The organism is Streptomyces sp. MK37H, assembly GCF_018035285.1.
Taxonomy (GTDB): domain Bacteria; phylum Actinomycetota; class Actinomycetes; order Streptomycetales; family Streptomycetaceae; genus Streptomyces; species Streptomyces endocoffeicus.
In genome coordinates, this window is record NZ_JAAAYH010000259.1 from 1 (window position 1) to 13,004 (window position 13,004).

General features: G+C 71.3%; 12 protein-coding genes and 2 pseudogenes. 11 read left to right on the plus strand and 3 right to left on the minus strand.

The window, feature by feature from the left end; all coding sequences use genetic code 11:
* From GWI24_RS29310 to GWI24_RS29325, 4 genes are all read left to right on the plus strand, one after another.
* On the plus strand, positions 1–241 hold a 241-nt coding region (locus tag GWI24_RS29310), incomplete at its 5' end, for a flavodoxin-dependent (E)-4-hydroxy-3-methylbut-2-enyl-diphosphate synthase (protein WP_210948900.1).
* Between the two features lie 23 nt (positions 242–264).
* Positions 265–2,196, plus strand: coding sequence for a 1-deoxy-D-xylulose-5-phosphate synthase (gene dxs / locus GWI24_RS29315; protein WP_210948901.1), 1,932 nt, complete (start codon positions 265–267; stop codon positions 2,194–2,196).
* Positions 2,193–3,602 (plus strand): aspartate aminotransferase family protein, encoded by a 1,410-nt coding sequence (locus tag GWI24_RS29320; protein WP_210948902.1) that lies wholly within the window; start codon positions 2,193–2,195, stop codon positions 3,600–3,602. The genes dxs and GWI24_RS29320 overlap by 4 nt, the downstream gene beginning before the upstream one ends.
* 17 nt (positions 3,603–3,619) lie before the next feature.
* On the plus strand, positions 3,620–4,813 hold the full coding sequence (locus GWI24_RS29325; RefSeq protein ID WP_210948903.1) for a serpin family protein: 1,194 nt from the start codon (positions 3,620–3,622) through the stop codon (positions 4,811–4,813).
* A gap of 63 nt (positions 4,814–4,876) precedes the next feature.
* On the opposite strand, the gene GWI24_RS29330 is transcribed toward GWI24_RS29325, so the two are convergent.
* Positions 4,877–5,701, minus strand: a complete 825-nt coding sequence (locus tag GWI24_RS29330; RefSeq protein ID WP_210948904.1) for a tyrosine-protein phosphatase — start codon at positions 5,699–5,701, stop codon at positions 4,877–4,879.
* Positions 5,702–5,867: 166 nt separating this feature from the next.
* On the opposite strand from GWI24_RS29330, the gene GWI24_RS29335 reads away from it, so the two are divergent.
* Both GWI24_RS29335 and GWI24_RS29340 read left to right on the plus strand, forming a co-directional pair.
* Positions 5,868–7,979 carry an alpha-galactosidase gene (locus GWI24_RS29335; RefSeq protein ID WP_210948905.1) on the plus strand — a complete coding sequence of 704 codons (2,112 nt, stop codon included), beginning with the start codon at positions 5,868–5,870 and terminating at the stop codon, positions 7,977–7,979.
* A 79-nt stretch (positions 7,980–8,058) separates the two neighbouring features.
* Entirely contained in the window at positions 8,059–8,856 is a 798-nt protein-coding gene (locus GWI24_RS29340; protein WP_210948906.1) for an SGNH/GDSL hydrolase family protein, read from the plus strand.
* A gap of 330 nt (positions 8,857–9,186) precedes the next feature.
* On the opposite strand, the gene GWI24_RS29345 is transcribed toward GWI24_RS29340, so the two are convergent.
* Positions 9,187–9,585: an ATP-binding protein gene (locus tag GWI24_RS29345; protein WP_020867226.1), complete on the minus strand. Its 399-nt coding sequence runs from the start codon at positions 9,583–9,585 to the stop codon at positions 9,187–9,189.
* Between the two features lie 181 nt (positions 9,586–9,766).
* Between GWI24_RS29345 and GWI24_RS29350 the strand changes: the two genes are divergently transcribed.
* Positions 9,767–10,633: a helix-turn-helix transcriptional regulator gene (locus tag GWI24_RS29350; RefSeq protein WP_210948907.1), complete on the plus strand. Its 867-nt coding sequence runs from the start codon at positions 9,767–9,769 to the stop codon at positions 10,631–10,633.
* Between the two features lie 3 nt (positions 10,634–10,636).
* Positions 10,637–10,888 (plus strand): DUF397 domain-containing protein, encoded by a 252-nt coding sequence (locus GWI24_RS29355; RefSeq protein WP_210948908.1) that lies wholly within the window; start codon positions 10,637–10,639, stop codon positions 10,886–10,888.
* On the opposite strand, the pseudogene GWI24_RS45625 reads toward GWI24_RS29355, so the two are convergent.
* Positions 10,842–11,320, minus strand: a pseudogene (locus GWI24_RS45625) (radical SAM protein); the annotation flags it as partial. The gene GWI24_RS29355 and the pseudogene GWI24_RS45625 overlap by 47 nt on opposite strands.
* Here GWI24_RS45625 and GWI24_RS46635 point away from each other — a divergent pair.
* From GWI24_RS46635 to GWI24_RS29365, 3 genes and pseudogenes are all read left to right on the plus strand, one after another.
* The gene (locus tag GWI24_RS46635) at positions 11,306–11,452 is read left to right on the plus strand and encodes a DUF6745 domain-containing protein (protein WP_308344124.1); all 147 of its coding nucleotides are present in this window, start codon (positions 11,306–11,308) and stop codon (positions 11,450–11,452) included. The pseudogene GWI24_RS45625 and the gene GWI24_RS46635 sit on opposite strands and share 15 nt — an antisense overlap.
* Before the next feature lie 164 nt (positions 11,453–11,616).
* On the plus strand, positions 11,617–12,519 hold the full coding sequence (locus GWI24_RS29360; protein WP_210948909.1) for a glycoside hydrolase family 19 protein: 903 nt from the start codon (positions 11,617–11,619) through the stop codon (positions 12,517–12,519).
* A gap of 93 nt (positions 12,520–12,612) precedes the next feature.
* Positions 12,613–13,004: pseudogene (locus GWI24_RS29365) on the plus strand (GNAT family N-acetyltransferase); the annotation flags it as partial.

Consider the following 13,004-nt stretch of genomic DNA (forward strand, 5'->3'; position numbering starts at 1 on the left):
GGTTCCGCTGCGCGTCGCGGTCATGGGGTGTGTGGTGAACGGTCCGGGTGAGGCGCGGGAAGCGGATCTGGGGGTGGCGTCAGGCAATGGCAAGGGGCAGATCTTCGTGAAGGGCGAGGTCATCAAGACCGTGCCGGAGTCGAAGATCGTGGAGACCCTGATCGACGAGGCCATGAACATCGCGCGGCGCATGGCGGACGAGGGGGTCCCGTCGGGTACCCCGGACGTCACCGTGGGCTGATACACCGAGGAGGGGAACCGACCGTGCCGTTGCTGGAGAACATCCGGGGCCCGCACGACCTCAGGGCGCTGACCGGTGAGGAACTGGCCGCGCTCGCCCAGGAGATCAGGGAGTTCCTGATCGACGCGGTGGCCAGGACCGGGGGCCATCTGGGACCGAACCTCGGCGTGGTCGAGCTGTCCATAGCCCTGCACCGCGTCTTCGACTCGCCCGCCGATCGCATCCTGTGGGACACCGGCCACCAGTCCTACGTCCATAAACTGCTCACCGGCCGCCAGGACTTCTCCAAGCTCCGCCACAAGGGCGGGCTGTCCGGCTATCCGTCACGGGCCGAGTCCGAGCACGACATCATCGAGAACAGCCATGCCTCCACCGTGCTGGGCTGGGCCGACGGCCTCGCCAAGGCCAATGAGGTGCACGGCCGCACCGACCATGTGGTGGCCGTCATCGGGGACGGGGCGCTCACCGGCGGGATGGCCTGGGAGGCGCTCAACAACATCGCCGCCGCCCGGGACCGGCCGCTGGTCATCGTCGTCAACGACAACGAGCGCTCCTACTCGCCGACCATCGGCGGGCTCGCCAACCACCTCGCCACCCTGCGCACCACCGACGGCTACGAGCGCTTTCTGGCCTGGGGCAAGGACGTGCTGCAGCGCACCCCCGTGGTCGGCCAGCCGCTGTACGGGTCGCTGCACGGCGCCAAGAAGGGGTTCAAGGACGCCTTCGCGCCGCAGGGCATGTTCGAGGACCTGGGGCTGAAGTACGTCGGCCCCATCGACGGCCATGACACCGAGGCGGTCGAGTCGGCCCTGCGCCGCGCCAAGCGGTTCCACGGCCCGGTCCTCGTCCACTGCCTCACCGAGAAGGGGCGGGGCTACCCGCCCGCGCTGGAGGACGAGGCGGATCGTTTCCACACCGTGGCCGCGATGGACCCGCTCACCTGCGCGCCGCTGATCCCTTCCGGCGGCCGCTCATGGACCTCGGTGTTCGGCGAGGAGATGGTGCGGATCGGCGCCGAGCGGCCCGATGTGGTGGCCCTCACCGCCGCGATGCTGCACCCCGTGGGGCTCGCCGGCTTCGCCGAGGCGTACCCCGAGCGGGTGTGGGACGTGGGCATCGCCGAGCAGCACGCGGCGGTCTCGGCGGCCGGGCTCGCCACCGGCGGACTCCACCCGGTCCTCGCCGTCTACGCCACCTTCCTCAACCGCGCCTTCGACCAGCTGCTCATGGATGTCGCCCTGCACCAGTGCGGGGTGACCTTCGTCCTGGACCGGGCCGGTGTCACCGGCACCGACGGGCCGAGCCACAACGGCATGTGGGACATGTCCGTCCTCCAGGTGGTGCCGGGGCTGCGGATCGCCGCCCCGCGCGACGCCGACCAGCTCCGTGCCCAGCTGCGCGAGGCGATCGACGTGGACGACGCGCCGACCGTCATCCGCTTCCCCAAGGAGTCGGTGGGGGAGCCGATTCCGGCGATCGACCGGGTGGGCGGGATGGACGTCCTGCGCCGGGGCGAGGACGTCCTCCTCGTGGCGGCCGGGGTCATGGCGCCCGTCGCGCTGCGCGCCGCCGAGCTGCTGGCCGGGCGCGGCATCGGCTGCACGGTGGTCGATCCGCGCTGGGTCAAGCCCGTGGACCCCGAGCTGCCCGGGCTCGCGGCGCGCCACCGGCTGGTGGCGGTCGTGGAGGACAATGTGCGCACCGGCGGGGTGGGCGCGGCGGTCGCCCAGGCGCTGCGGGACGCCGAAGTCGACCTGCCGGTGCGGACGTTCGGCATCCCCGAGGCGTTCCTGGCGCATGCCAAGCGCGGTGAGGTGCTCGCCGACATCGGGCTCACCCCCGCCGAGATCGCGGGCCGGATCGGGGCGGCCCTGACCCGTATCGAGGCGGCCCACCCGGAGCGGGCCGGCGCCCTCGCCGAGGCGCGTACCGCCGCCAAGGAGAGCCAGGCATGACAGCAGCCGAGCAGCAGCAGCGGCGTTCGGGCTTCGACCTCGGGAAGCTGCTGGCCGAGCGCGCCTCGGAGCGGTACGACCTGCACACCCGGCACCTCAACCACCAGCTGCCGCGGATGCTGCACACCATCGGGTTCGACAAGGTCTACGAGCGGGCCGAGGGCGCGTACTTCTGGGACGATGAGGGCCAGGACTACCTCGATATGCTCGCCGGTTTCGGGGTGATGGGCCTGGGTCGCCACCACCCCGTGGTCCGCAAGGCGCTGCACGACGTCCTGGACGCCGACCTGGCCGATCTGACCCGCTTCGACTGCCAGCCGCTGCCCGGTCTGCTGGCCGAGCGGCTGCTGACCCACGCCCCCCATCTGGACCGGGTCTTCTTCGGCAACAGCGGCACCGAGGCCGTCGAGACGGCCCTGAAGTTCGCCCGCTACGCCACCCGCAAGCCGCGCGTCCTGTACTGCGCCCACGCCTTCCACGGGCTGACCACCGGCGCGCTGTCGGTCAACGGCGAGGACGGCTTCCGCAAGGGGTTCGCCCCGCTGCTGCCCGACACCCCGATCGAGATGGGCGACCTCGACGCGCTGGAGCGGGAGCTGGCGCGCGGGGACGTGGCGGGGTTCGTGGTGGAGCCCATCCAGGGCAAGGGGGTGCACGAGGCCCCGCCCGGCTTCCTGCGCGCCGCACAGGAGCTGCTCCACCGCCACAAGGCCCTGCTCATCGCGGACGAGGTGCAGACCGGCCTCGGCCGCACCGGGGACTTCTTCGCCTACCAGCACGAGGACGGCGTCGAACCGGATCTGGTGTGCGTGGCCAAGGCCCTCTCCGGGGGCTATGTGCCGGTCGGCGCGACCCTCGGCAAGGACTGGATCTTCAAAAAGGTCTATTCGTCGATGGACCGGGTGCTGGTCCACTCGGCCAGCTTCGGCTCCAACGCCCAGGCCATGGCGGCCGGGCTCGCCGTCCTCGCCGTCATGGAGGACGAGGAGGTCGTGGCCAACGCCCGCCGCACCGGTGAGCTGCTGCGCGACCGCCTCGCCGCGCTGGTGGACCGCTACGAGCTGCTGCACGACGTCCGCGGCCGGGGGCTGATGATCGGCATCGAGTTCGGCAGACCCAGCTCACTGGGGCTGCGCAGCCGGTGGGCGATGCTCCAGGCGGCGCGCAAGGGGCTGTTCGCGCAGATGGTCGTCGTCCCGCTACTGCGGCGCCATCGCATCCTCACCCAGGTGTCCGGCGACCATCTGGAGGTCATTAAGCTGATCCCGCCGCTGATCATCGGCGAGCGGGAAGTGGACCGTTTCGTCGAGGCGTTCACAGCGGTCATGGACGACGCACACGACGGCGGCGGCCTGATCTGGGACTTCGGCCGGACGCTCGTCAAACAGGCGGTGGCCAACCGCTGACCGATGGGGGACCCCGCATGATCGACGCGACCGCCGTACGGGCCGTGAACACGATGACGGCGAGGTGGGCCCGGGCGGCCGTGGCGGACGAGGGCACGGCCTTCGCCGCCACCGGGGTCTGGCCGCTGCTCGCCCTGCTCGGGGGCGGTGCCGACGGCCCCGCCCGACAGGAGCTGGCCGGCGCGCTGGGCGTCGGCGCGGACGGGGCGACGGCGCTCGGCGGGCAGCTGCTCGGGGCGCTGGACGCCATGGACGGTGTCCACGCGGCCACCGGGCTGTGGACCCGTCAGGACCTGCCGATCCGGCCCGAATGGGAGGCCGCGCTGCCCCCGGGCGTACGCTCCACGCTGACCGGGGACGCCGAGCGCGACCGCAAGGAGCTGGACGGCTGGGCGTCCCGGCGCACCCGGGGCGCGATCGCCGAGATGCCGGTGCCGCTCACCCCCGACACCCGGCTGGTGCTGGCCGGGGCGCTCACGGTGGAGACGGCGTGGCTCCAGCCGTTCCAGCCAGGCCGGCTGAGGCCGACGAGCGGACCGTGGCGGGACCGGTCGCTGGCCGGACTCACCCGGTCCACCGACGACCTCGACGGGGTGCTGCGGGTCGTCCCCGACACCCCGGCCGGTCCGCTCACCCTGTCCGGGGTCGCGGGCGGCAACGGGCTCGATGTGCATCTGGTCCTCGGCGCCGAGGACGCCCCGGGCGGCGAGGTGCTGGAGGTCGGGATCGGCGCGGTGGCCGGGGGTTACGCCGGATGGCCCGGCTCGGCGCTGCCGCCGGGCGAGGCCGGGCCCGGGGTCCGGGTGATGGAGGTCCCGAGCTGGGACCCCACACCCCGGGCGGCGCTCACCACCCCGCAGTTCACCGTGACGGCGCGGCACGATCTGCTGCGCCGGGCCGAGCTGTTCGGGCTGCGTACCGCCCAGGACACCGCGCGCGGCCACTTTCCGGGGATCAGCCCCGCCGCGCTGGCGCTGTCCTCGGCGGAGCAGTCCATGACCGCCTCGTTCAGCGCCGAGGGCTTCCTCGCGGCGGCGGTGACCGCGTTCGCCATGGCACCCGGTTCGGCGCCGCCGCAGCGGACGGCGAAGCTGATCAGCGTGCGGTACGAGCGGCCGTTCGGCTTCCTGGCCGTGCACCGCGCCACCGGTCTGGTGCTGACGGCGGGCTGGGTCACCGAGCCGGAGGCCGGGGCCGACACCATGTGGTGAGGCCGCGGCCTTTCGGCACCCGAAGCCCCCAGCTCGTGAGCCCTTCAGCCCCGAGCGGGGCCCTCAGCCCGTGAGCAGCCGTTCCCGGAGCCGGTCGCGCTGCTCGGGGGCGAGGCCGAGCCCCTCGGCGAGATAGCGCTCGGTGCCGCCCCAGGTCTCCTCGATGGTCGTGAAGGCCGCCGCCAGATATTCGGCGCGCGCGTCGAACAGCGGCAGCAGCAGCGCCATGACCTCAGGCGACATGGGGTCGGAGCCGTCCCCCGGAGCGCCCTTGCGCCAGATCTTGTAGCGCCGGTGGGTGGCCGCCGACTCGAGGTAGTCGGCCTCGATGGCCTCCTGGTCGACGCCGAGGGCCAGCAGGGTCACCGCGATCGACAGCCCGGCCCGGTCCTTGCCCGCAGAACAGTGCATCAGCACCGGTGAGCTGTCCTCGGCCATGTCGCGGAGAATCCGGCCGTGCTCGGCCAGCCGGGTGGTGATGATGGAGCGGTAGGAGCCGATCATGCGCTTCTCGGCCCGGCCCTCGGAGAGCAGCTCGCGCAGGGTCTGCAGATCGCCCTCGCGCACCATCGTCCAGAACCCGGCGCCGTCGGCAGGGTCGGACAGCGGCAGATTGACGTTGCGGACCCCGCTGAGCGTGACGTCCGGGCCCTCCAGCTTGATGTCGGCGGCGTTGCGGAAGTCGAAGACGGTGTGCAGGCCGAGCGAGTCGAGGTAGGCCGTGTCCGCCTCGGTGGCATGGGCGAGATGGCCGCTGCGGAACAGCACTCCGGGCCGTACGCGGCGGCCGTCGGCAGCCGGCAGTCCACCGAGATCACGGAAATTGCGTACCCCCACCAGTCGGCTTTCGGCCTGGCGGACCTGCGGCGACTGCGACTGCTGCGTCACGGGCTCTCCTTCACCATCGGCCGCCGACGCGGCTCGTCGACGAGGCGGCTGAAGCTGACCATACGACATGCGTGCAGCGGGCAATCGGTCTCGTGAGGGTGCGGGCATTGCCGCACCGCCCGCCCTCCCCGATCATGTTGACACCTGTGGAGAACTGGGGAGTGCGATGATCGAAACCGGTGGAAGCGGTCGGCTCTGGGTGCTCTCGGGGCGGCACAGTAGCTATGCCCTGCACCTCACCGACCGTGATGAGCTGCTCCATCTCCACTGGGGGCCGAGGATCGCGGTCGAGGACGCCGAGTCCCTCGCCGCCGAGCCCGGACCGCCGGACTGGCCGTTCGAATCACCGCTGGACGGGCGCGAGGAGTACCCCGTGGAAGGCGGCCCGCGCTTCGTCCGTCCCGCCCTGTCCGTACACGCCGAAGGCGTACGCGGCACCGAGTGGCGCTTCGACGGCGACACCGTCCTCGACCCCGGCACCGGCGAGGAGCTGCGGCTGGGCTTCCACGATCCGCTGCACCACCTCGACATCACCCTCCACTACCGGATGCGGGACGACGGCGATGTCATCGAGCGCTGGACCACTCTCATCCACACCGGCACCGCCGGGTGGGAGCCGGTGGAGCTGCTGCGCGCCGACTCCGCCGCCTGGTCGCTCCCGGCGCGCGACCGCTGGCGGCTGTCCCATCTGCACGGCCGCTGGGCCGCCGAGAGCCGGCTCGCCCGCACCGAGCTCACCCCCGGCGAGAAGGTGATCGGCAGCCGCCGCGGCCACACGAGCCATCACCATCTGCCCTGGATCGCTCTGGACGGCGGGACGGCCACCGAGGAGAGCGGCGAGGTGCACAGCTGCGCGCTCGCCTGGTCGGGGGCCTGGCGGATCGCCGTCCAGCTGCTGAGCGACGGCGCCGTCCAGGCGGTCGGCGGGGTCGGCCACGACGACGCGGGCCAGCTGCTCCTCGCGCCCGGCGAGTCCTTCACCACGCCCGTCTTCGCGGGCCTGTGGACCGACGGCGGCTTCGGGGCCGCGAGCCGCGCCTGGCACGCCTGGCAGCTCGCGCATGTGGTCCCCGGCGCCGACCGGTCCCGGCCGGTGCTCTACAACTCGTGGGAGGCCACCGAGTTCGAGGTGAGCGAGGAGCAGCAGCGCTCGCTCGCGCGGCTGGCCGCCGACATGGGCGTCGAGCTGTTCGTCGTGGACGACGGCTGGTTCGGCGCGCGCACCAGCGACCGGGCCGGGCTCGGCGACTGGACGCCCAACCCGGACCGCTTTCCGCACGGGCTGAAGCCGCTGGCCGACGAGGTGCACGCGCTCGGGATGCGGTTCGGCATCTGGGTCGAGCCGGAGATGGTGAACCCCGACAGCGACCTCTACCGCGCCCACCCCGACTGGGTGCAGCACCACCCGGGCCGGGCCCGCACCGAGTTCCGCAATCAGCTCGTGCTCAACCTCGCCCGCCCCGAGGTGCGCGCCTATCTGTGGGAGCGGCTGGACACCCTGCTGAGCGGCGCGCCCATCGACTATGTGAAATGGGACTTCAACCGCTCCTTCGCGGACGCCGGCTGGCCCGGCGACCCCTATCCGCGGCGGTTGTGGATCGACCATGTACGCGGGCTGTACGAACTGCTGGAGCGGCTGCGCGCCGCCCACCCCGGGGTCGCCTTCGAGTCCTGCTCGGGCGGCGGCGGCCGGATCGACCTCGGCATCCTGGGCCTCACCGACCAGGTGTGGACCTCGGACAACACCGATCCGCTGGACCGGCTCGCCATCCAGCACGGCTTCGGCCAGCTCCACCCGGCCCGGGTGATGGCCGCCTGGGTCACCGACAGCCCCAACGCCATGGGCAACGCGCGCGTCAGCTCGCTGCGCTTCCGCTTCGTCAGCGCGATGGCCGGGGTGCTGGGCGTGGGCGGCGATCTGACCCGCTGGAGCGAGGCCGAACTCGCCGAGGCCCGCGACTGGGTGGCGCTCTACAAGCGGGTGCGCCCGGTCGTCCAGCACGGTGAGCTGTACCGGCTGCGGCCGCCGGAGGGCGACGGGCTCAGCGCGGTGCAGTACGTCCGGGGCGAGGAGACCGTGGTGCTGGCCTGGCTCCAGGCGCAGCACTACGGCCGGGCACAGCTTCCGCTGCGGCTGCGCGGGCTCGACCCGGCGGCCACCTACCGGGACCTGGAGACCGGGGAGGTGCACCGGGGAGCGGTGCTCGCCCACCGGGGCTTGCGCACCGGGCTGAGCGGCGACCTGGACGCCGCCGTATTCCACCTTCGCCGAAACTGACCGGGTGGGATAGATCACCCCACGTCAAGCCCTGGTTACGGTGGCGTAAGTCACGCCATCGGGTGAATCATGTCCCGACGTGGCAGACGATAAGGAGAGATTCAGCAACGGTTCCATCGGGTCGTACGCGGCCGTCGGCGACAGCTTCACCGAGGGCGTCGGCGACCCCGGTCCTGACGGGGTGTTCGTCGGCTGGGCCGACCGGCTCGCCGTCCTGCTGTCCGACCAACGACCCCACGACGATTTCCGCTACGCCAATCTGGCCGTACGCGGTCGACTCCTTGACCAGATCGTGGCCGAGCAGGTGGCCCGCGCCATTGAACTCGGCCCCGATCTGGTCACCTTCTGCGCGGGTGGCAATGACATCCTGCGCCCCGGCAGTGACCCCGACGATGTGGCCGAGCGCTATGAGGCGGCCGTCGCCGACCTCCGGGCGCGGGTGGGCACGGTGCTGCTGTGCACCGGCTTCGACACCAGAGGGGTGCCGGTGCTGCGCCATCTGCGGGGCAAGATCGCCACGTATACGGCGCATGTGCGGGCGATCGCGGACCGCCACGGCTGTCCGGTGCTCGACCTGTGGTCGCTGCGCTCGGTGCAGGACCGCCGGGCCTGGGACGCCGACCGGCTGCATCTGTCGCCGGACGGGCACACCCGGATCGCGCTGAGGGCCGGTCAGGTGCTCGGCCTCGACGTGCCCGCCGACCCCGATCAGCCCTGGCCCCCGGAGGGGCAGCGCACCGCCGCCGAGGTGCGCCGGGACAACATCCACTGGGCGCGCGAATATCTGGTGCCCTGGATCGGCCGGCGGCTGCGCGGAGAGTCGTCGGGTGACCATGTGGAGCCCAAGCGGCCCGATCTGCTGCCGCTGCGGCCCTGAGGGCCTGTGTCATACCCCCGGCCGGGCGTGCGGCGCCTGGCACGCTCCCCCAGCTACCGCTGGGAGGTGCCCCCTCTCGCCGCGTTGCCGAAACGCCCAAGTGGCTCCGCCACGAGGGCGCTCCGGCGCCTTGCGATCGCACGCCCCAGACGCCGCACGCTGATCCGGCCGGGGATATGACGCAGGCCCTGAACGATCCGTGACGGGGAAGCGGTCCCGGAGGAATAGGGGCAGACCCCCGTTGGCGCCCCGAGGCTGACCGCCCGGTGCGCTGTCGCTGCCCCTATTCCCTCGGCACCGCTCGTCCGTCGTGTCGTCGCCGCAGGGCCGCTAGATCGCCAGGTAGGCCCAGACGGCGCGGCCCGCGCCCCCCTGGTTCGGCCTGACCCCCCAGGCCTCCGACATGGCCTCCACCAGCATCAGCCCGCGGCCGCCCTCCTGGTCCGCGCTCACCGACCGGGCCTCCGGCACCGTGCGCGCACAGCCCTGGTCGGCCACCTCCAGCCGCAGCCGGGTGCCTATGAGCTGGAGTGAGCAGCGAACGTCCTCGCTGGAGGTGTGGCGCACCGCGTTGGTGAAGAGCTCGGAGACGATCAACTCCGCGCTGTCCCGGGTGTCCTGGTCGATGCCCCATGAGCCCAGCCGCCGGACGACATGCCTTCTCGCCTCGGCGACGGACGTGCTCAGCGCCGGCAGACGAAACACGTCGTGGCGGGGCGGAGCGACCACGGTGCCGCCGCGCCCTAACCGGAGAGCTTCATAGGAAGGAGCCACGCCGACACTATGCTCTGTCACACTCGCGTATGGCAAGGTTCAATCTGTAAATTACAGAATCGCAAGCGCAGGCTGTTCGGAATGCTGAGCCCATGCCAGACTGCTGTGTCGTGAAGGTACTTGGAGGGGAACGGTAGTGGCGGATGCGCGGGCGGGCGGAGCCCCGACCGTCCTGCGAGTCGTGCTCGGCAAACGGCTCCAGGACCTTCGGGAGAAGGCCGGGCTGTCATTCGAACAGGCCGGGCGCGCCCTGGACGTCACCCATGCCACGATCCGGCGGATGGAGAAGGCCGAGGTCGGCCTGAAGCTCCCGTACGTCGAGAAGCTGCTGCGGACGTACGGCGTCGCCGACCCCGAGGAGGTCGAGGGGTTCCTCTCCCTCGCGCGCGAGGCCAACAAGGCCGGCTGGTGGCACCGGTTCCGCGACGTCCTGCCGGAGTGGTTCAACACCTTCGTCAGCCTGGAGGTCGAGGCCAATCTGATCCGGGCCTACGAGCCGCACTACATCCCCGGGCTGCTGCAGACCGAGGACTACGCCCGCGCGGTGCTCCGCGCGGGCATGCCGCATGCGCCCGAGTCGGAGATCGAGCGCAACGTGGCCCTCCGCCTGGAGCGCCAGGCGCTGCTCGCCCGGGACAACCCGCCGATGCTGTGGGTGGTCATGGACGAGACGGTGGTGCGCCGCCCCATCGGCGGCGCCGAGACCATGCGCGCCCAGATCACGCGGCTCATCGAGGAGGCCGAGGCGCCTCATATCCGCCTGCAGATCATGCCGTTCGACGCCGGTCCGCACCCGGCGATGTACGGTCCCTTCCATATCTTCCGGTTCCCGATCCCGGAGCTGCCCGATATCGCGTACACGGAGACGCTCGTCAGCGGCTCCTACTTCGACCAGCGCGATGACGTATCGGCGTTCCTGGAGGCCCTGGACCGGATGTGCGCGCAGGCCGCGCCTGCACAGACGACTCAGGCGATTCTGAGTCGCATTCGCAAGGAGATCTGAACGATGGATCGCATATGCGGGAACCGCGTCTACAGCGGCATGCCGGCAAGGGACCTCGGCAGCGAGGGCTGGCACAAGCCATGGAGCGGTGGCAATGGGGGAAGCTGCGTCGAGGCGATGAGACTGACGGACGGACGGGTGGCGCTGCGCCAGTCGACCGACCCGGACGGACCAGCCCTGATCTACACCCATCTGGAGATGAAACGCTTCATCCAGGGGGCGAAGGCCGGGGACGCGGATTTTTTGTTTCTGTGACGTCCTCCGTGACGTCCGGACCTGTGACGCTCATCGTGACCAGGGGGATCGAGGGGGAAACAGTGTGACCGACCGACCACGAATCGACCGGCGGGGGCGGCGCCGGGATGCGTTCCAGCACACCGCCCGTGAAGACGTCGTACAGCGGAAGCGACTCCAGGTGCACATGGCCGATGTGGCAGTCGCAGACGGCCGGCGGACACCGGCGGGGCCGTAGCGCCGCGCGGTACGACCCGTCGTAGAGATCGCCCAGTCCGGCAGGGACGAAATGACAGCGGCGCACCGTGCGTCGCCGTCCACCGAGATCACCGAGGCGCCGGTCCGGCATGGCAGACCGGCGCTTCGGCGCGGATAGCGGCTGTAGCCGAAGAGCGGGTCCAGTGCGGTCCACTCGGCCGCCTCGGCGTCGGTGCGGGTATGACCCTCGGCCGCCTGCCACTTCACGCTCTCAAGTCCGGTCGCGTCTTTGGTGTCGCTGCGCCGCCCCGGGTCCGGACCGCCCGCGAGGGCGTCGCCTGGACCTTCGGGGTGGACGCCGACACCTACCGCCCCGAGGCGCGATAGCTGATCGCAGATCAGATCGCCTTCGTGCGCCCGGAATTGCTCCAGGGGCGGCCTAATTACTCATCCCGGCACAAAGGTTTGGTCTATACCTTGACTGGTATAGACCAAACCGCTTGAGTGTCCCTCAGAGTTCCAGGGCCCCCCACACGAAGGAGATCGGCCCCATGTGGAGACGACGTGTTCTGGCGCCGCTCGCGGCGACCGCGGCGGTGTGTGCGAGTGTGCTTGTCATGCCCATGGCCTCAGCCTCGGCGGCGGGGACGACCGCCCAGGCGGCCTGCGACTACCCGAACTGGACGGCGGGCAAGCCGTACGTCACCGGCGACATCGTCCGGTACACCGACGGCAAGTACTACCGCGCGGAGCACGACAACCCGGGCTATGACCCGGTGATCAGCACCTGGTACTGGGAGCCCTACAACTGCGGCGGCGAGGGCCAGAACCCGAGCGGCTTCGTGGTGAGCGAGGCGCAGTTCAACCAGATGTTCCCGAACCGGAACTCGTTCTACACCTACCAGGGCCTGACCGCCGCCCTGAGCGCCTACCCCGGCTTCGCCAACACCGGCAGCGACACCGTCAAGAAGCAGGAGGCGGCCGCCTTCCTGGCGAACGTCAACCACGAGACCGGCGGCCTGGTCCACATCGTGGAGCAGAACACCTCCAACTACCCGCACTACTGCGACTGGAGCCAGCCCTACGGCTGCCCCGCGGGCCAGGCGGCGTACTACGGCCGCGGACCGATCCAGCTCAGCTGGAACTTCAACTACAAGGCCGCGGGCGACGCGCTCGGCATCGATCTGCTCGGCAACCCCTGGCTGGTGGAGCGGGACGCCGCGGTGGCCTGGAAGACCGCCCTGTGGTTCTGGAACACCCAGCGGGGGGCGGGCTCGATGACCCCGCACGACGCCATGGTCAACCAGCGGGGCTTCGGCGAGACCATCCGCGCGATCAACGGCAGCCTGGAGTGCAACGGCGGCAACCCCGGCCAGGTGCAGAGCCGAATAGACGCCTACCAGCGGTTCGTCCAGATACTCGGCACCACCCCCGGCTCCAACCTGAGCTGCTGACCGGCCGCCGCTGACCGGCGCCGAGCGGCCGCCCGGTCGGAAGCGAGGAAATTGAGGTGCGCCGCTCCGCCGCCACGCGCCAGCCTGGAGCACATGGCGTGGACGGTGACGTACGACCTCGAGGAGTTCCGGGCCGCGGCGGGTGGCTCTCTGCGCGCCCACCCGGCCCGGAACACCACTTTGCTCACGGTGGTCTCCTCCCTGACGGTGGCGGGCAGCGGCAGATACGGCGACGAGCCGCCGGTCTTCGGCTGGTGGACCGGGGAGGAGAAGGGCCCGGCGGAGGGCGCGTTCCTGTGCACCCCGCCCTACCCGCCGCTGCTCTCCGCCCTCTCCGGCGAGGCGGTCCGGGCCCTCGCCCGCACCCTCGCCCGGGACGGCGAGCTGAAGATCACCGGAGTGAACGCCGGGCGCGAGACCGCCGAGGCCTTCGCCACCGCCTGGGAGGACCTCACCGGTGTGGTGAGCACCGTCGAGCAGACCCA